Origin of the sequence: Staphylococcus xylosus, assembly GCF_002732165.1 — a bacterium.
GTDB classification, from domain to species: Bacteria; Bacillota; Bacilli; order Staphylococcales; family Staphylococcaceae; genus Staphylococcus; species Staphylococcus xylosus.
This window is the reverse complement of record NZ_MRZO01000001.1, coordinates 147,145-166,989: the sequence shown is the minus strand read 5'-3', so window position 1 is coordinate 166,989 and position 19,845 is coordinate 147,145. Positions and strand designations below refer to the sequence as shown.

General features: G+C 32.9%; 14 protein-coding genes. 2 read left to right on the top strand and 12 right to left on the bottom strand.

Going from position 1 to position 19,845, the window contains the following annotated elements; translation table 11 throughout:
* Positions 1–12 precede the first annotated feature (12 nt).
* The 4 genes from pnpS to BTM19_RS00835 form a co-directional block, all read right to left on the bottom strand.
* Positions 13–1,701: a two-component system histidine kinase PnpS gene (gene pnpS, locus BTM19_RS00850; RefSeq protein ID WP_058625548.1), complete on the bottom strand. Its 1,689-nt coding sequence runs from the start codon at positions 1,699–1,701 to the stop codon at positions 13–15.
* Entirely contained in the window at positions 1,701–2,411 is a 711-nt protein-coding gene (locus BTM19_RS00845; protein ID WP_029377074.1) for a response regulator transcription factor, read from the bottom strand. The genes pnpS and BTM19_RS00845 overlap by 1 nt, the downstream gene beginning before the upstream one ends.
* A 489-nt stretch (positions 2,412–2,900) precedes the next feature.
* Entirely contained in the window at positions 2,901–4,166 is a 1,266-nt protein-coding gene (icd, locus tag BTM19_RS00840) for an NADP-dependent isocitrate dehydrogenase (RefSeq protein ID WP_029377073.1), read from the bottom strand.
* Positions 4,167–4,279: 113 nt separating this feature from the next.
* The gene (locus BTM19_RS00835) at positions 4,280–5,398 is read right to left on the bottom strand and encodes a citrate synthase (RefSeq protein ID WP_029377072.1); all 1,119 of its coding nucleotides are present in this window, start codon (positions 5,396–5,398) and stop codon (positions 4,280–4,282) included.
* A gap of 353 nt (positions 5,399–5,751) precedes the next feature.
* Here BTM19_RS00835 and BTM19_RS00830 point away from each other — a divergent pair, with 353 nt between their 5' ends.
* Positions 5,752–7,113 (top strand): amino acid permease, encoded by a 1,362-nt coding sequence (locus BTM19_RS00830; protein ID WP_029377071.1) that lies wholly within the window; start codon positions 5,752–5,754, stop codon positions 7,111–7,113.
* Between the two features lie 199 nt (positions 7,114–7,312).
* Here the strand turns inward: BTM19_RS00830 and pyk are convergent, their stop codons facing one another.
* The 8 genes from pyk to BTM19_RS00790 all read right to left on the bottom strand — a co-directional run bounded on the left by pyk (position 7,313) and on the right by BTM19_RS00790 (position 19,184).
* Positions 7,313–9,073, bottom strand: a complete 1,761-nt coding sequence (pyk, locus tag BTM19_RS00825; protein ID WP_058625547.1) for a pyruvate kinase — start codon at positions 9,071–9,073, stop codon at positions 7,313–7,315.
* 20 nt (positions 9,074–9,093) lie between these two features.
* A complete protein-coding gene (pfkA, locus tag BTM19_RS00820; RefSeq protein ID WP_029377067.1) occupies positions 9,094–10,062 on the bottom strand; it encodes a 6-phosphofructokinase in 969 nt (322 codons plus the stop codon).
* Positions 10,063–10,332: 270 nt separating this feature from the next.
* Positions 10,333–11,277: an acetyl-CoA carboxylase carboxyltransferase subunit alpha gene (locus tag BTM19_RS00815; RefSeq protein ID WP_029377066.1), complete on the bottom strand. Its 945-nt coding sequence runs from the start codon at positions 11,275–11,277 to the stop codon at positions 10,333–10,335.
* Entirely contained in the window at positions 11,270–12,136 is an 867-nt protein-coding gene (gene accD / locus BTM19_RS00810; RefSeq protein ID WP_029377065.1) for an acetyl-CoA carboxylase, carboxyltransferase subunit beta, read from the bottom strand. The genes BTM19_RS00815 and accD overlap by 8 nt, the downstream gene beginning before the upstream one ends.
* Positions 12,137–12,214: 78 nt before the next feature.
* On the bottom strand, positions 12,215–13,447 hold the full coding sequence (ystJ, locus tag BTM19_RS00805; protein ID WP_029377064.1) for an NADP-dependent malic enzyme: 1,233 nt from the start codon (positions 13,445–13,447) through the stop codon (positions 12,215–12,217).
* Between the two features lie 256 nt (positions 13,448–13,703).
* Complete coding sequence (locus BTM19_RS00800; RefSeq protein ID WP_038678713.1) at positions 13,704–16,907, bottom strand: DNA polymerase III subunit alpha; 3,204 nt, start codon at positions 16,905–16,907, stop codon at positions 13,704–13,706.
* 21 nt (positions 16,908–16,928) lie between these two features.
* Entirely contained in the window at positions 16,929–17,864 is a 936-nt protein-coding gene (locus tag BTM19_RS00795) for a DHH family phosphoesterase (protein ID WP_029377062.1), read from the bottom strand.
* Positions 17,865–17,891: 27 nt separating this feature from the next.
* The gene (locus BTM19_RS00790; protein WP_038678715.1) at positions 17,892–19,184 is read right to left on the bottom strand and encodes a DRTGG domain-containing protein; all 1,293 of its coding nucleotides are present in this window, start codon (positions 19,182–19,184) and stop codon (positions 17,892–17,894) included.
* Between the two features lie 225 nt (positions 19,185–19,409).
* On the opposite strand from BTM19_RS00790, the gene BTM19_RS00785 reads away from it, so the two are divergent.
* Positions 19,410–19,823 carry a universal stress protein gene (locus BTM19_RS00785; RefSeq protein WP_029377060.1) on the top strand — a complete coding sequence of 138 codons (414 nt, stop codon included), beginning with the start codon at positions 19,410–19,412 and terminating at the stop codon, positions 19,821–19,823.
* Positions 19,824–19,845 lie beyond the last annotated feature (22 nt).

Below are 19,845 nucleotides of genomic sequence, written 5' to 3'. Positions count from 1 at the left end.
TATTCACAAACATTATTTAAAAAAAGTAACTCTAAATGTCGAACCTTTACCAACTGTACTAAAGACATTAATTCTACCACCATGTGCTTCCATAATATGTTTAGTAATCGATAAACCAAGGCCAGTGCCACCTGAATCTCTACTTCTTGCTTTATCAACCCGATAAAAGCGTTCAAAAATATGCTTTTGGTCTTCCTGACTTATTCCAATTCCAAAATCTTGCACTTCCATGATGCGCTTCTGTTCGTCTTTATATACACGAATTATTACGTCACTATCTTCCTTAGAATAACTAATTGCATTTGATAATAAATTAAGCGCAACTTGAGATACTTTGTCTTGATTTGCATCAATAACAATATCAGAATCAATTTCATTTATTATAGTTATATTTTTGTCTTCCGCAATTTTTCGCATGTTCTTAATTGTTGTTTCTGCAATATCTGACAAACTCATGTACGCTGTTTCTATTTCAGTTTGTTGTTCTACATGCGAGAGATCTAATAAATCAAATACTAGAGTCTCTATACGATCAGATTCTTTAGAGATAATTTTTAAAAACTCATTGAGTGTTTGTTCATCATTTTTAGCACCATCTAATAAAGTTTCCGCAAAACCTTTAATTGACGTGATAGGTGTTTTTAATTCGTGCGATACATTAGCTACAAATTCACGTCTTAAATTCTCAAGTTTTTTAAGATTCGTTATATCATGTAAAACAATAACCATCCCATAAAGATTTTTTCTTGTTCTTGATAATATTGGAACACACGCCGTATCAAAATATTTCTCATGTACTTGATCTATAGTCAATTTGATTTGATCATAGATAGGCTTCTCAACCTTAAAAGCTTCAGTAATTAACTTTTGTAATTTAATATCTGTAAAATCAACATAACTTTTATGTTCGACAGCTTCATCTGGCGTAAACACATGATAAAACGATTTATTTGCTACAACAATTTCACCATATTTATCAATCATTAAGATCGAACTCGGGATATTTTCCACAGTAGTTTTCAACCTATTTGATTGTAACTTTTGCTTATGATTAAGCCTTTGCAACCTACGAGCTAGCTCATTAGTAGTTACAAATAATTCTCTTGTCTCTTTGACATTGCTTTCTGGTACTCTTACATGATAATAACCTTCAGCCAATAGATTTGTAGCGTAGGTCACCTCATTAATTGGTCTTATATAAGTCCGATTAATACTTCTTACAACTAAAAATATAATAACTAATACAAATAAACCAATAATCGCTATATATTTCCAGACTTCAATCTGTATTTCTAAAATCTCATTGTTTATACCACTAATTAAAACATCTTTATTATTTATAGATGTCTTAAAAGTGAATCTATGGTCTTCATCTTGCTTATCATAAGTCAATTTAGATGGAATAGCAGGATTATTTATATCATTATTAATTTGTGTCCCTTGTTTTGTCGAAAACAAGACATCGTTATTTTCTTTAATATATACTGTAAGTTCTTCACTTTTAGCGACATCTCTCATCTCATCTTCTTTATCATCGTTATAAAGATTAACAAAATGTTGAGCTTGATGTTCTAAATCGCCTTCTTGACCAGTTGTAATGGTATTATTAATTACATGTGTAATAATAGTACCCAATATTAAAAAACTAACAATAACGATGGTACATAATAAAAATAAAAGTCTTTGGTGAAACTTAAGCATTAGACTTTTGGTCTTTCCAATTTATACCCTAATCCACGAACTGTTTTAATGAGTTTAGGCTGTTTAGGGTTTTCTTCTAACTTATCTCTTAAATGACTAATATGTACGTCCACAATTCTCGAGTCTCCTGCGAATTCATAGTTCCAAACTGAATTTAACATATGCTCACGGGTAATCACTCTACCCTGTCTTTCAATAAGATATAATAATAATTCAAACTCTTTTGGAGTTAACTCTAGCAATTCATCTTCTCTATACACTTCGAAATATTCTGGTCTAATTCTTATTGATCCAATCAGTATATCGTCTTCATCATTTTCAACTGGTACTGCCTCATTGACAATTGCTGACCTTCTTAATATCGCCTTTACTCTTGCTACCACTTCTCTTGGTGAAAATGGTTTAGTCATGTAATCGTCTGCCCCTAACTCCAGACCTAAAACACGATCAAATTCATCATCTTTGGCAGTTAACATCAAAATAGGCACTAAGTTTTTATCAGAACGAATTGTTTTACAAACTTCTATACCATCTTTTTTGGGAAGCATGACATCTAACACAATCAATTCAGGATTTGTAGAGTTAACTTTTTCTAATGCATCTTCTCCATCATAAGCCACTTCTACTATGTATCCGGCTTGCTCTAAATTATATTTTAATAAGGTTACGATTGATTGTTCATCATCTACTACAAGTACTTTTTGTGACATAGTATACCTCCATAATTGTGTTTACAAATTAATTATAACTTATATTTTAATAAAAATAACATAGTTTAAAACTTTTTAACATAATCTTTACAATGGGTTTAATTCCTAACTACACCTATATATATGCGATTTTTGTAACATTAGTCCCTACAAAGAATCCAACAAATTTATTTGAATTATTATACCATTTTCATTACCCTTTATTAATAAAATCTTAACATTAAATTCATAATATGAACATTTATTCTATGATAGTCAAGTAAGAGTAAACTAACATCATGAAAAAATTACACTTTTACATTAAATCAAAGATTTTATTTATACTCGCTCTAGTCCTTTATTTTTTTAATTTAAACATAAAAGCATTTTAAAATTTTATTTGTTATATCTTGGATAACTATAAAAAAAGAAAAGCCCGAGACATTTAATCATGTCCCAGACTTATCTGTTGATTTTAATTCAAGGTAAATTACCTTTGATTATATATAATTATAGGTTTTTAATTAATTCATCTGCGAAGTCAGAAGTAGAAACTTCTTTTGCGCCATCCATTAAACGTGCGAAGTCATAAGTTACAACTTTAGAAGCAATCGTTTTTTCGATTGAACTTGTAATCTTATCAGCAGCTTCTTGCCAACCAAGATGTTCTAACATTAATACAGCACTTAATAATTCAGAAGATGGATTCACTTTGTTTAATCCAGCATATTTAGGCGCAGTACCATGTGTAGCTTCGAAAATGGCATGTCCAGTTTCATAGTTGATATTGGCACCAGGAGCAATACCAATTCCACCAACTTGTGCAGCTAATGCATCTGATACATAGTCACCATTTAAGTTCATAGTAGCTACTACATCGTGATCAGCTGGACGTGTTAAAATTTGTTGTAAGAAGATATCAGCAATTGAATCTTTTACAATAATTTTCCCTTCTTGTTCAGCTTTATCTTGCGCAGCATTTGCAGCGTCTTTACCTTCTTTTTCAACAATTTCATCATATTGTTGCCATGTAAATACTTTGTCTCCAAATTCATTATGTGCTAAATCATAACCCCATTGTTTGAAAGCACCTTCAGTAAATTTCATAATATTACCTTTATGTACTAAAGTTAATGATTTACGATTATTATCTATAGCATATTGAATAGAAGCGCGAACTAAACGCTCAGTACCTTCTTTAGAAACTGGTTTCACACCAATACCTGATGTTTCTGGGAATCTAATATTTTTAGCACCCATTTCGTCTTGTAAGAAGTCAATTAATTTTTTCGCTTCTGGAGTGCCTTCTTTAAATTCAATACCAGCATAGATATCTTCAGTATTTTCACGGAAAATTACCATATCTGTATCTTCAGGACGTTTTACAGGTGAAGGTACCCCTTGGAACCAACGCACTGGACGTAAGCAAGTGAATAAATCCAATTCCTGACGTAATGCAACATTTAGCGAACGAATACCGCCACCAATTGGTGTAGTTAATGGACCTTTAATTGCAATTAAATATTCTTCAATTGTTTCAAGTGTTGCTTTAGGTAACCATTCGCCAGTTTCATCATAAGCTTTTTGTCCAGCTAATACTTCTTTCCATTCGATTTTCTTTTCACCGTTATAAGCTTGTTCAACTGCAGCGTCAATTACGCGACTTGCTGCATTCCAGATATCAGGACCGATACCGTCGCCGATTATAAATGGAATGATTGGATTATTTGGTACTGTTAAACCTTCATTTGTTTTAACTACTTTTTCTCCTGCCATGTAAAAAAACCTCCGTCATTTTGAGTTCTATTTTAGTTGTACTAACCACTATCATACACGAATCAAAAATATTTTCAATTTTCATAAATTAAATTAATTATTTAATTATTTAATTATCTTTTCTCGATTGGTTCATAAGTTCTGTTTGTTTCACCAATATATTGAGCTCTTGGACGCATAATTCTGTTATCTCTATATTGTTCTAAGATGTGTGCAATCCAACCAGATGTTCTACTCACTGCAAATATTGGAGTGAATAAATCATGCTCAATATTCATACTATGATATACAGTGGCACTAAAGAAATCGACATTTGCAATTAATCCTTTTTCAGCTTTCATTTTATCTGCAATTTTCACTGAAATATCAAATAATTGACTTTGGCCTGTTTCAGAAGTAATTTTTCTGCTCATCTCTTTTAAGTATTTAGCTCTTGGGTCACCATCTTTGTATACACGATGTCCAAAGCCCATAATTTTTTCTTTGTTTTTAATTTTGTTATCAATATATGCATCGACTTCATCAATAGATTTCACTTCAGATAACATGCTCATTACACGTTCATTTGCACCACCGTGAAGCGGTCCTTTTAATGAACCAACAGCTGCTACGATACCTGAATACATATCGGATAATGAGGATACTGCACATCTAGCTGTAAACGTTGATGCATTTAATTCATGATCTGCATGTAATACAAGTGCTTTATTAAATGCTTCAATTTCGATTTCAGAAGGTAGTTCTCCTCTTAACATATACAAGAAGTTACCTGCATAGTTTAAATCACTACTTGGTTTAATAATTTCTTTTCCTTCTCTAACACGTGCATAAGCCGTAACTAATGAAGCAATTTTGGCTTGAATACGTATAGCACGATCCAGTGTTTGGCTTTCATCTTCGTCTTCAGCATGCTCGTCAAAGTGAGCAATGTATGAAACTGAAGTTCTTAAAGCTGTCATTGGATGAACATTGCCTGTCGCGTATTCTTTAAAGTGGTTATACACTCTAGGATTTAAAGTCATATATTCAAAAAGCTTTTGTTTTAGGTTTTTTAATTCATCCTCATTCGGCAATCTATAATGCCATAATAAGAAGATAATTTCTTCAAATTCAGCATTCTGTGCTAAGTCATCAATATCATAACCAGCATAAGTTAATTGGCTATCGATAATAGAACTTACTTTTGTTTCAGATGCAATTACCCCTTCTAAACCTTTCTGTAACTCTGCCATATATAAATTCCCCTTTTCTATTTCATTATGAAATGGCTTTCACAACTCATTATATCCAATATTGACTCTTTTGTGAATATTTTGAGTATATTTTCTTACCAAATCAATATGAAATACTTATTTATTAATATGCCCTTTAACACGCTTCTATCTCTTGCATTGTTATAAATTCATTTTAATATGGAAAGTGTCTCACTTCAATTTTTATAGCATTTTAATTGGTTATCATGATTAATAACAAATAATTAATGTATTATTATACTAAACGCTATAGACTCTGTTTAAAAAAATAGTTGTTTTATTTTATATTGCATAGCATAATAATAATTAACTAAATAAAGGAGTATAATTTTATGGCTAATCATGAATTACAAAGAGAACTAAGTAATCGTCACATCCAGCTAATTGCAATCGGGGGAGCAATTGGTACAGGACTATTTTTAGGAGCAGGTCAAACTATCGCGTTAACTGGCCCCTCTATTTTACTTACATATATCATAATTGGTTTTATGCTTTTTATGTTTATGCGTGGATTGGGAGAAATATTAGTAACAAACACGAATTTCAAATCATTTGCAGATGTCACCAATCATTATATTGGCCCATTTGCAGGTTTTGTAACAGGATGGACTTATTGGTTCTGTTGGATCATAACAGGTATGGCAGAAGTAACTGCTGTTGCAAAGTATGTTAGTTTTTGGTTTCCTAACATACCAAACTGGATAAGTGCATTATTTTGTGTACTTGTATTAATGTCACTCAATTTATTAAGTGCTAAACTATTTGGTGAGTTAGAGTTTTGGTTTGCACTTATTAAAATATTTACAATTATCGCTTTAATTATAGTTGGTGCAATTATGATTATTATGGCTTATGACACACAATTTGGTCATGCATCATTAACCAACCTATATAACAATGGCATATTCCCTAAAGGTATGAGCGGCTTCGTAATGTCTTTCCAAATGGCGTTATTCTCGTTTGTAGGTATTGAACTTATAGGAGTAACAGCTGGAGAAACGAAAGATCCTTCAAAGACATTACCTAAGGCTGTTAATAGTGTTCCTATTCGTATTTTAGTATTCTATGTAGGTGCATTAGCTGTTATTATGTCTATCATTCCATGGAATCAAATTAATCCTGAGGAAAGCCCGTTTGTGAGATTGTTTGCACTCATTGGTATACCTTTTGCAGCAGGAATCATAAATTTTGTAGTATTAACAGCTGCGGCTTCTTCTTGTAATAGTGGTATATTCTCAAATAGTCGTATGTTATTTGGGCTTTCAACACAAAATCAAGCTCCACCTTACTTTGAGAAAACGAATAAAAATGGTGTGCCACATATTGCAATATTTGTATCGTGTGCATTGCTTATGATTGCGGCGTTGTTAAACTATATTATTCCAAATGCAACACTTGTTTTCACATACATCACAACAGTTTCAACTGTATTATTTATCGTTGTTTGGGGCTTAATCACTGTAGCTTATATTAACTATCATCGTAGAAATCCTGAACTACATAAAAAAGCAACATTTAAATTGCCCGGCGGAAAATATATGGGATATGTTATTTTAGCTTTCTTCTTATTAGTTTTTTGTTTGTTATTTGTAAACACTGATACAAGAATAGCAGTATTTTTAACTCCAATTTGGTTTATCTTATTAACGCTTATGTATCTAAGATATAAGCAAGTGTCACGCAAGCAACAATAACCCATAATCAGTAATAACAGATAAATCATAAAAAACCGTTACCTCAATTGAGATAACGGTTTTTTATGTTTCATACTTAGCAATAAAAGACGAAGTCATTTTAATTATAGACTTCGTCTTTTATTTATATATACTTAGGCGAATTTATCCCTAGTTATTATAAAGCTTAATTTAAGCTGTTAATCGAAATTTGTTTAGATTATAGTACGTTTGCATAACCTTCGAAGATTTTTCCTTGGTTAGCATCTACAGTAATTAAAACGTCATTTTGGATTTTTGAAGTAGCATTTTCAACACCAACAATTGTAGGAATTCCTTTTTCTAATCCAATGATAGCGCTTGGTGATGTAATACCATTTTCTTCAGTGATAAGACCAATTGCATTCTCAATGTATGGCACAAGCGTTTCATCTACAGAAGTTGTAACGATAATTGATTCTGATAGATCCTTACCTTTTAATTCACTAGCGTCGTTTACAACTAATGTTTGTCCAACAACTGAGTTTCTTCCAACGCCTTGACCTTTAGCAAGTTCATCCCCAACAAGGTGTAATTTCATCATGTTTGTAGTACCTTTTTCACCTGTAGGTACGCCAGCAGTGATAATAATTAAATCACCGTTTTGAACTCTTTCAGTTTCAACTGCAGTTGCTACCGCATTATTTAATAATGCATCAGTTGTCTTACGTCCTTCTTTAACTACTGGATGAATACCCCAAACTAATGCACATTGACGTGCAGTTTCTGCACTAGGTGTCACGGCAATAATATCTGATTGTGGACGGTATTTAGAAATTGTACGTGCAGTTGAACCACTTTCTGTAGCAGCAACAATTGCTTTAACATTTAAGTTTAAAGCAGTATGCGCAACTGATACACCAATAGCATTAACTAATGAAGTTTCAACTAATTTAGTACGGTCAGATAATAGTTTTTTATAATCTTGAGCAGCTTCTGCTGAAACTGCGATATTACGCATTGTTTTAACTGCTTCTTCAGGATATTGTCCTGCTGCTGTTTCACCAGAAAGCATAACAGCATCTGTACCATCATAAATTGCGTTGGCAACGTCACTAGCTTCCGCACGTGTAGCACGTGGATTACGTTGCATAGAATCTAACATTTGTGTTGCTGTAATTACAGGTTTACCTAATTTATTACATTGTCTAATTAAGTCTTTTTGTACCATTGGTACTGATTCTGGCGGAATTTCAACACCCATATCGCCACGAGCAACCATTAAACCATCAGAAACTTCAAGAATTTCTTTGATATTATCAATACCTTCTTGGTTTTCAATTTTAGGAATAATGCTTATGTTTGTATTTTTTTGTGCTTCTAATAGTTTGCGAATATCTAATACATCGCTTGGACGACGTACGAAACTTGCAGCGATAAAGTCTACGCCTTCACTGATACCGAATTCAATATCTTCAGCATCTTTATCAGTGATACCTGGTAAACTAACTTTCACTCCTGGTAAGTTAACACCTTTTTTATTTTTTAATTCTCCTGTGTTTAAAATATCACATAGAACTTCGCCATTAGCTTTATCAATTGATTTAACTTGTAATTCGATTAAACCATCGTCTAGAAGGATATAAGAACCTTCGTCTACGTCATTGATAAGGTTATCATAAGTTACTGAGAATTTGTCTGAAGTACCTTCTACTTCAGTCATACTAACGATTACTTCATTGCCTTTTTCAAGTTCAATCACACCATTTTTCATGTTGTGAGTACGGATTTCAGGACCTTTCGTATCTAGTAGAATACCAACTGTTTTCCCTAATCTCTTAGAAACTTCGCGGATTGTATCGATTCTCGCTTTATGTTCTGCATGGTCACCATGAGAGAAGTTTAATCGCGCCACATTCATTCCAGCTTTAATTAATTTCTCAAGCATTTCTTCTGATTCAGACGCAGGTCCAATTGTACAAACAATTTTAGTTTTTCTCATTATTATTTCCTCCCAGTATTTTATATAGATAATTCATTCGTTAATTCAAAAGTTTCAAAGTCAAATTCATGTTCATTTGATCTAAATATTTCTTCAAATGATGTATCAGTAAGTTCATTGTTTCTAATCCCAACGCCAATCGCAGTTTTACCTTCTAACAGTAAATCTACCGCATGGCCTCCAAGACGTGAAGCTAGAACCCTATCTGCCCCACTTGGACTTCCACCACGTTGGATGTGTCCAAGCACAGAAACACGAGCGTCAACATTAATGTATTTAGTCAGTTCTTGAGCACAAACTTCACCTGACATACAACCTTCAGCAACCATAACAATTGAATGTTTTTTGCCTCGTTTAATACCACTATCAATCTTTTCAGCTACATCTTTCATATCTGTCTCAACTTCAGGAACGATGATTGTTTCTGCACCGACTGAAAGACCAGCCCAAAGTGCTAAATCACCACAATCACGACCCATGACTTCAATGATAAACGTTCTGGCATGACTTGATGCTGTATCACGAATCTTATCAACACAATCAATTATAGTATTTAATGCTGTATCAAATCCAATCGTAAAGTCAGAGCCATTGATATCATTATCAATCGTACCTGGCACTCCTATAGTTTGGATTTCTTCGCATTCTTCACTTATACGTTGTGCACCTCTATAGCTACCGTCTCCTCCGATAACTACAAGTCCTTCGATGCCTCTTTTACGTAAATTCTCAATACCTTTTTTACGAACTTCTGCTTCTTTAAATTCAGGGCACCTTGCAGAATATAAAAAAGTTCCGCCTCGTTGAATTGTGTCTCCCACTGAACCGAGTTCAAGTTTCTCGATATCATCGTTTAACAAACCTTGATAGCCTTGGTAAACACCATAAACTTCAATGTTATTGTAAATCGCTTTTCTAACTACAGCTCTTACTGCTGCATTCATGCCTGGAGAATCTCCACCACTTGTCAACACTGCAATTTTTTTCATGACGACATACCTTTCTAACATGTATTTCTTATTCTAAAAATACCATAAAATTTAGGCTGGTGCCATTAAAATAAGGCTTTGCCACTAATGTAAACGTTTTTAATCCAACGAATCTTTTAGAAAGCGTTTCCTTTAACTTACTTATAAATAGAAATTTAGACCTTTTATTTAATACCTTTTATTTAAAATAATTAAACAAATTAACTTGTTATTATTTTAAATAAACAAAAAGAAGTTCTAGATTATTAGAACTTCTTTTTGTTAGCTAATTTATTCATTATAAGAACCTATCGTTCTGAATTTTTGATAACGATCTTCAACTAGTTGTTCTTTACTGAAAGAACTTAATTCTTTTAAATGTGTCTCAAAAGTACGTTTAATATTTTTAGCTTGCATTTCAACATCTTGATGTGCTCCGCCTAAGGGCTCTTTGACTACCTCGTCTGCAATCTTCAATTCATGTAAATCTTCTGCAGTGATTTTCATCGTTTCAGCTGCAATTTTTGCGAGGTTACTATCTTTCCACAATAGTGCTGACGCACCTTCTGGCGAGATTACAGAATATGTACTATTTTCAAGCATTAATATTCGATTTGTAATACCTAATCCTAGTGCACCTCCACTACCACCTTCTCCAATAACAATTGAAATAACAGGTACAGTTAATGCAGCCATTTCCACTAAATTACGTGCAATAGATTCACTTTGGCCACGCTCTTCTGCCGCTTTACCTGGATAAGCACCCTTAGTATCGATAAAAGTAATAATCGGTCTATTAAATTTTTCAGCTTGTTTCATTAATCTGAGCGCTTTACGATAACCTTCTGGATGCGCCATACCAAAATTACGATAAATATTATCTTTTGTATCTTTACCTCGTTGTTGTCCTACAACAGTAACAGGTTGCCCATTTAAATAACCTATGCCACCAATCATTGCTGGATCATCTCTATAATTTCTATCTCCATGTAATTCAATAAATGAATCAAAGATATATGGAATATAGTCTAATGATGTTGGGCGCTCTTGTAAACGCGCTAATTGTACACGATCCCATGGTTTAAGGTTCGTATATACTTTTTCAGTTTCTCTATCTAAAGATGTTTCAAGCATTTCTATTTCCTCTTGGAGATCCACATCATTTTTCTCTTGAGATTCCTTTAAGGATTCTATTTTATTTTTTATTTCAAAAAGTGGCTTTTCAAAATCAAGCATTTATTTTCACCTCTTGGTGCATTTTTAGAATATTAGAGAGTGTCGTTCTCATTTCTTTTCTATGAACAACTTTATCTAATTGTCCATGCTCTAATAAAAACTCAGATGTTTGGAAGTCATCAGGTAATTTCTCATTAATTGTCTGTTCAATGACACGTCTACCTGCGAAGCCTATCAATGCCTTAGGTTCACTAATATTGATATCACCAACAGAAGCAAAACTTGCAGAGACTCCACCTGTTGTTGGATTCGTAATATAAGAAATATATAACAAACCAGCTTCAGAATGTCTCTTTAACGATACGCTTGTTTTCCCCATTTGCATTAACGAAATAATACCTTCTTGCATTCTTGCACCGCCACTTGCTGAGAACAAAATAAATGGTAATCGATTTTCGATGCAGTGTTCAATAATTCTGCAAATTTTCTCACCTAGTACTGATCCCATACTCCCCATTCTGAACCGAGCATCCATTACAGCGACGCCATATGTAATGCCATCCAACTGTGCTGTCCCTGTAACGACAGCTTCATTCAAACCAGTTTTTTGCTGATCTTTATGAATTTTCTCTTCATAACTCGGAAAATCTAATGGATTAGCTGAGGTCATTCCTCTATCAAACTCAGTAAACGTACCTTCATCTGAAATAGCTTCAATGCGTTTATGCGCCGTTAAAGCAATATGATGATCGCAATTAAAACAAACATTTAAGTTTTCTGCTAATTCTTTAGTATACATAATTTTTTTACACTTAGGACATTTTGTCATAATCCCTGCTGGTACATCACTTTGTTTCGAATCAGATACAGTTACGTACTTTTTCTTTTTACTGCTTCTATTGAAAAAATCTTTAAACATTGTAAACCTCCACTTAACCATCGCGATCTTAGTTCAATACTATTCTTAAATAATATTTGTGATCAGCGTTAATGAATATTATTTATCTAAGTCTGTTAATTTCATTGTTTTGTCATATACATCTTCAGGATTAACGTCTATTCTAGCAACACCTGATTCCATTGCAGCCTTCGCAACCTCTCTAGCTACTGAAGGTGCTACACGTTTATCAAAAGGACCTGGGATACAATAGTCCGGATTTAATTCGTCTGACTTAATTAAATCTGCTATTGCTTCAACTGCGGCTTGTTTCATTGATTCATTGATATGTGTAGCTTCTACATCTAAAGCGCCTCTGAAAATCCCTGGGAATGCCAACACATTATTAATTTGGTTAGGATAATCTGAACGACCTGTACCAATTACCTTAGCGCCAGCTTCTTTTGCAACATCTGGATTGATTTCTGGATTTGGGTTTGCCATAGCAAAAATAATTGGATCATCAGCCATGGATTCCACCATTTCTTTTGTTAATAAATCTGCTACTGAGACACCAATGAATACGTCGGCATCTTTAATTACATCACTTAAACTACCATCAATTTTATCTCTGTTTGTCCATTTTGCAACGTAAGATTTTGTATCATTCATTCCAAATGAACGATCTTCATAAATCGCTCCTCTTGAATCACACATAATCATATCTCTCACACCATAAGAATAAAGTAATTTTACGATAGCTATACCTGCTGCGCCAGCGCCATTTAATACTACTTTAATATCAGATAGATCTTTGTCTACAATTCTTAATGCGTTAATCATACCTGCAACCGTAACAATAGCTGTACCGTGTTGATCATCATGAAAAACCGGAATTTTCGTTTCTTTTTTCAAACGTTCCTCGATTTCAAAACAACGTGGTGCAGAAATATCTTCTAAGTTTATTCCACCATAATTAGGTTCTAGTAACTTTACTGTATTAACAATTTCATCTGTATCCGTTGTATCTAATGCAATTGGTACACCATCAATTCCAGAGAAACTCTTAAAGAGTACAGCTTTACCTTCCATTACAGGTATACTCGCTTCAGGCCCAATATCACCTAAACCTAAAACTGCTGTACCATCAGTAACAACTGCTACTGTATTACCTTTCATTGTATATTCAAAAACCTTACGTTTATCTTCATGAATTTCTTTACATGGTTCCGCTACACCTGGAGAATAAGCTAAGCTCAATTCTTCTTTATTCGTAACTTTTACTTTTGGTGAAACTTGTAATTTTCCTTGATTTTTTCTATGCATTTCTAAAGCGTCGTCTCTCAAAGTCATGTAAACCTACCCCTTTACATTCGATTAGTATAAATATCATTTCATATATATTTTTATTACAAAGCAACTCAAATTACAAATGATATCGTTAACATTTTTGCCAATTTACTCTTGAAGTTATTATTTGTAATAAAAATATATATACAGCTAAATTATTATATATTTTTAGAATCTTAATTTATAGAAAATAAAAACTGATGGCAAATTTATGCTCAACCATCAGTTTACTATACCATAGTTTATAGCGCTATTAAAGTTAAATAATTCGAATATCCCATGGTGAAAAGTGTTGAATCAATTTTTCTATTATATTATTTTCTCGAGTAATAAAGCCAATCGTCTTTATTACATTTTGACTTTCATCAAAGTATTGTACAGGAATATTACTTTCGTTTGTATCTTTCACTAAAATTTCATCTATCTTTAACCTATCATTTAGGTTACGAATAACAATTTTTTGTGCGTGTTGAAGTTTTGATTGCTCAAATCTCTCAATTGATTCAACTTTATTTATTATAAGTTGTTGTTTATTATTTCTTTTTTCAAACTTCCCACTTATTATTAACATTTGATCTTTGTTCAATTCTGTTTCGTATTTTTTAAATGTTTCAGGGAAAACAACACCATCCAAATTATTAATACCATCATTCAAAGTTATAAAAGCCATATTTTGACCATTTTTCGTTCTAATCTTTTTAAAGCCGTCGATTTGAATAAAAATAGGTTGATGATCTCTCGCATTTGTTAATTTATAAATACCTAAGTACTGTTTTTGTTCAAATGCTTTCTCAACTGGGTGCGTTGACACATAAAATCCTAAGTATTCTTTTTCATAATCGCTTAGCACCTTATCTGGCAATTCCTCTTTTTCTTCGTAATTCGTTTTAGGTGTGAGTACATCAAATATAAAACCATCTTGTTCGACATCTGATACATCGTCTAATACTTGATCTATAGATTGTAGTAATGTCGCACGATTTTTACCTAATGTATCAAAAGCCCCTACAAGTATCAATGCTTCTAATAATTTTCTAGATTTAATTCTTTTAGGTATACGTCTTGTAAAGTCAAAGAAATCTTTGTAGTTTCCATTTTCTTTTCGTTCGTCAACGATAAGTTTGACACTTTGATAGCCAACACCCTTTATAGCTCCAATAGATAAGTATATTCCTTTATTAGTCGCTTTATAAAACCAATGACTATAATTAATGTTAGGTGCTAAAATATTGATGTTTTGGTGTTTTGCTTCATCAATCATTTGTGCAGTTTTCTTCTCACTACCAATTGAGTTACTTAATATATTCGCATAAAAATAATTTGGATAGTGTACTTTTAGGTATCCCATAATATATGCAATTTTTGAATAACTAACTGCGTGAGCACGAGCAAAACCATAATCAGCGAATTTTAAGATTAAATCAAAAATCTGTTTGCTTAATGCTTCATCATACCCATTTTTCATTGCACCATTAACAAAATGTTGTCTTTCACTTTCAAGTACAGCACGATTTTTTTTGCTCATTGCTCGGCGTAAAATATCCGCTTCACCATAATTAAAATTCGCAAACTTGCTCGCAATTTGCATAATTTGTTCTTGATAAATAATAACACCATAAGTCTTAGATAATATTGGTGCTAAATCTTGATGTAAATATTGTACTTTGTCAGGATCATGTCGACGAGAAATATAAGTTGGTATCTCTTCCATCGGACCTGGGCGATAGAGCGAGGTCACTGCAACTATATCTTCGAAATGTTCAGGCTGCAATCTCTTCAATACATTTCTAATCCCATCAGATTCTAACTGAAAAATACCAGTCGTATCTCCTTGGGATAATAATTGAAATACTTGTTGGTCATCGAAAGGTATTTGTTCGATATCAATATCAATTTGCATGTCATATTTTACTTGTTTCACGATTTGGTGAATAATCGAGAGGTTTCTTAATCCTAAGAAGTCAATTTTCAACAAACCGATTCTCTCTGCTTCTGTCATCGTCCACTGTGTCAACAAACCTGTATCACCTAATGTGAGTGGCGCATAATCATAAAGTGGATGGTCATTTATAATTATGCCCGCCGCATGTGTAGAAGTATGACGTGGTAGGCCTTCTAGTTTTTTACAAATTTCATACCAACGTTCATTGCGGTGATTTCGATGAACAAATTGCTTAAAGTCTTCTTGTTGATAAGCCTCATCCAATGTAATACCTAATTTATGCGGTATTAATTTCGAAATTTCATTCAATGTTATTTCATCAAAACTCATAATTCTACCCACATCCCTGGCCACAGCTCTTGCAAGTAAATGACCAAAAGTGACAATACCTGCAACGTGATTATCACCATATTTCTCTTGGACGTATTGAATCACTTTATCTCGATGTGTGTCTTCAAAATCTATATCAATATCTGGCATCGTTACACGTTCTGGGTTTAAAAAACGTTCGAATAAGAGATTGTATTGAATAGGATCTATCGTTGTAATATTTAATAGATAACTGACTAAAGACCCTGCTGCAGAACCACGTCCTGGGCCTACTAATACATTATGTGTCTTGGCATAATGAATCAAATCACTTACTATTAAGAAATAATCTTCAAAACCCATGTCAGTAATAACTTTATATTCATGTAATAACCGTTGCTTATAAGTTTCAAAATGCTCCTGATTTAAATTCAAATCATTTAATTTCGTCTCCAATATTTGCCATAAATATTGTTTTGATTGGGTATTATTTGGTGTTTTGAATTTTGGCAAGAGCGATTGGTTATAAATCATCTCAGCTTGACAGATATTTTCAAGCTCATTTGTATGTTCCCATACCGCTTCACTTAGTTCTAAATTTTCACGTTGTGCTTTTGAATAAAGATGTGCATCATAGTCTATCGGTTCACTCACCAAATCTAATTTACTATTATCTTTAATAGCCGATAATGCTGTAAGCGTATCTGCGTCTTCTTGATTTAGATAGCGTGTACTTTGTGCCCATACAACTGGCAAATCAAAAGTGTTTTGACTCATGTGGTTGACATATACGTATGAGTGATTCTCAAATTTTGTTACTATTGTCTCATTAGATGACGAGACATCCTTAAAAATAATGACAAGGTGATCTATATATTTTTTCAACCATTCTATAGGGGTTTCTGTTTTTTCTTTCATTTTTATAGCTGAAGATAACTTGAATAAATCTTTAAGACCTATATTGTCACGTGCTAATACTATTGTTTCAACGATATCTAGTCCATCTGTAACGTTGATAGTCATACCAAAGATAGGATGAATATTTGCTGCGATACACGCATCATAAAATTGTGGGTAACCATATAATACATTTGTATCTGTTATAGCTAATGCTGTATAACCTTCTTTAGCAGCTTTAGCAACGACATCTTTAATTCTCAAACTAGAATACAACAAATCATACGTCGTATGAACATTTAAATGTACTACCATCAGCAAATACCTCCAATCTTTCTACAATTTATTATTTAATGCGTCTGCCAGTTCATTAAAATGATCCCAATCGCGCACGGACACACCCGAAGCATTTGGGTGTCCGCCACCTCCAAAGTCACTAGCAACATCATTGATAATGATACCTTTAGATCTAATACGACATCTAATCTCAGCCCCTTCATCTACAGCGAAAACCCAAATTTTCAAACCTTGTATGTCTGCAATGGTATTCACAAATAATGATGCTTCATTTGCTGCAATGTCAAATTTCTCGAGGATATCTTTGGTAATGATAACTTTACAAAATCCTTTTTCATTCAAATCAAAATGTTGTAAGACATAACCTTGGAAAGGTAATAATTTCGGATCCTTTTCACCCATTTTATTAAGTTCTTCATTATGACTGAATGGGAAGGTCAACAATTGGCTTGCCACACTCATTGTATGAGACGTTGTATTGTTGAATAAGAAGCGGCCCGTATCGCCTACAATACCTAAATAAAGCACTCTCGCAACTGAAGCATCTATAATTGATAAATCATTAAAATGTTCTATAAAATCAAATATAATTTCACTTGTTGATGATGCTTGAACATTTACATAGTTTATATCACCATATTGATCTACTGCTGGATGATGGTCAATCTTGATTAACATACGTCCCTTGTCAAAACGTTCATCACTAATTCTAGGCGCGTTGGCAGTATCACAAACTATAACGAGTGCGTCTTTATATTGATCATCAGCTATCTCATCAAATGTCCCTATAAAGTCTAACGAGGGTTCTGCCTCTCCTACTGCATAAATATACTTATCAGGGAACTTTAATTTTAGATAATTTTTCAATCCTAATTGTGAACCATAAGCATCTGGATCTGGTCTTACATGCCTATGTATAATAATCGTTTCTGCTGCTTCTATTTCTTGCATAATTTGGTTAAATACTTTTGTCATCTCTATACTTCCTTTGCACTTTTATATTTAATCTATCATCTGACAAATTATCATTGCTTTAGCTACTTGTTGACTATCACTTGTCATTGTTATTTCTAATTTAGCAAAATTTCTTCCAACATCTAACATCTCATAATGTACATGTATTTCCGACTCAATTTGAACTGTTTTGATATATATAATGTTCAAACTTTCTATCATAACTTCTAGTTTTTTTAGTTTTCTCATTTCATAACGTACTGTTTCTTCTATGATTGCCACAAAAACTGCTTTGCTTAATGTACCATATTGGTTGGTTAATAATGGTGTGGTTTGCACTTGTATACCATCATTAGCAATAGTAATATGCTTTGCAATTTGATCGTTGATTGTTTCACCGACTTGAGGTTGTCTACTCAAAAGTTGCATGGCTGTTAGTACATCTTTTCTTGTAATGACCCCTATTAGCTTTTTACTCGCTGTAATTACTGGTAACAATTCAATACCTTCCCAAATCATCATATGCGCACAATTAGCAACGGTTGTTGACAATTGTACATTAATTGGTGCTTTTGTCATAAATTGTGAAAGTGTGTCATTTTCTTGCATCTTTATAATCTCTTTGCTAGTTACTATACCGACAAGGCGCCACTCGTCGTCTATAACTGGAAATCTTGAATGACCCGTTTCGCTTGCTTTAACTTTATAATCATTGAGAGACATATGATCAAAGACTACTGTGTCTTCATTTACAGGCTTAACGATATCTTCAACGACTAAAATTTCTTTGCGAATCATTTGGTTATACATTGCTCTATTAATAATATTTGCCACTAAATATGTATCATAATTAGACGAAAGTATAGGTAAATCGTGTTCATCTGCATACTTGATTATTTCAGGTGAAGTATTAAATCCACCTGTTATAAGTACTGCACTTCCTCTTTTTAATGCTGCTAATTGTACGTCTTTTCGATTACCAACAATAAGCAAAGTATGCGCACTTAAATATTTTACAACATCCTCTATTTCCATCGCACCTATCGCAAATTTTGTCAGCGTTTTGATTAATCCATTTCTACCACCAAGTACTTGGCCATCTATAATCTTTACAATTTCAGCAAAAGTTAATTGTTCAATTTGTTCACGTGATTTCTTCTCAATGCGAACAGTACCAACCCTATCAATTGTTGCTACTAAACCAATTTGGCCAGCATCTTTGATAGCACGATAGGCTGTTCCTTCAGAGACATTGAGATCTTTCGCAATTTTTCTAACAGAAATTTTTTGACCAACTGCTAGAGATTCTATATATGATAAAATTTGTTCATGCTTTGTCATTTCAATAACCTCATTTATTTTGAACAGTTTCTATCATATTATAACTTTTTATAACTGAAAATGCGATGTAACAAACCAAATAAAATAATTTATATTGATTTAAGTAAAAAGATATCCTTAAAATTATATAAAACAGCTTTATTAATAATTTAATATGTTAAATCCAACATTTTAGTTGCTTTATCAATAAACTTTTATTAGAATGAAGTTAAGGAGGGATGAACAATGTTCAAAAATATTTTACTTGGTGTTGATACAACACTTAAAAATGAAAAAGCACTTGATGAAGTTTCAAAATTAGCAGGAGAAGGTACAAAGGTTACAATTTTAAATGCAATTAGCGAACAGGATGCACAAGCATCAATCAAATCCGGTGTTCATTTAGATAAACTTGTAGAAAAACGTAGCGAAGGTCTCGAGAGTACACGTAATGCTTTAAAAGAATACGGTATTGATTTTGATGAAATTATAGTCCGTGGCAATGCCAAAGAGCAATTAGTCAGAGAAGCTAACAGTGGTAAGTATGAAATTATTGTACTTAGTAACCGAAAAGCCGAAGATAAGAAGAAATTTGTCTTAGGTAGTGTAAGTCATAAGGTTGCTAAAAGAGCACGCATCCCTGTATTAATAGTAAAGTAATTATAAAAAGCCTGAAGTTCTA

Bases quoted from the DNA above. Each gene is read 5' to 3' on its own strand.
- pnpS (WP_058625548.1), bottom strand. From the start codon at position 1,701: ATGCTTAAGTTTCACCAAAGACTTTTATTTTTATTATGTACCATCGTT.
- BTM19_RS00845 (WP_029377074.1), bottom strand. From the start codon at position 2,411: ATGTCACAAAAAGTACTTGTAGTAGATGATGAACAATCAATCGTAACC.
- icd (WP_029377073.1), bottom strand. From the start codon at position 4,166: ATGGCAGGAGAAAAAGTAGTTAAAACAAATGAAGGTTTAACAGTACCA.
- BTM19_RS00835 (WP_029377072.1), bottom strand. From the start codon at position 5,398: ATGGCAGAGTTACAGAAAGGTTTAGAAGGGGTAATTGCATCTGAAACA.
- BTM19_RS00830 (WP_029377071.1), top strand. From the start codon at position 5,752: ATGGCTAATCATGAATTACAAAGAGAACTAAGTAATCGTCACATCCAG.
- pyk (WP_058625547.1), bottom strand. From the start codon at position 9,073: ATGAGAAAAACTAAAATTGTTTGTACAATTGGACCTGCGTCTGAATCA.
- pfkA (WP_029377067.1), bottom strand. From the start codon at position 10,062: ATGAAAAAAATTGCAGTGTTGACAAGTGGTGGAGATTCTCCAGGCATG.
- BTM19_RS00815 (WP_029377066.1), bottom strand. From the start codon at position 11,277: ATGCTTGATTTTGAAAAGCCACTTTTTGAAATAAAAAATAAAATAGAA.
- accD (WP_029377065.1), bottom strand. From the start codon at position 12,136: ATGTTTAAAGATTTTTTCAATAGAAGCAGTAAAAAGAAAAAGTACGTA.
- ystJ (WP_029377064.1), bottom strand. From the start codon at position 13,447: ATGACTTTGAGAGACGACGCTTTAGAAATGCATAGAAAAAATCAAGGA.
- BTM19_RS00800 (WP_038678713.1), bottom strand. From the start codon at position 16,907: ATGGTAGTACATTTAAATGTTCATACGACGTATGATTTGTTGTATTCT.
- BTM19_RS00795 (WP_029377062.1), bottom strand. From the start codon at position 17,864: ATGACAAAAGTATTTAACCAAATTATGCAAGAAATAGAAGCAGCAGAA.
- BTM19_RS00790 (WP_038678715.1), bottom strand. From the start codon at position 19,184: ATGACAAAGCATGAACAAATTTTATCATATATAGAATCTCTAGCAGTT.
- BTM19_RS00785 (WP_029377060.1), top strand. From the start codon at position 19,410: ATGTTCAAAAATATTTTACTTGGTGTTGATACAACACTTAAAAATGAA.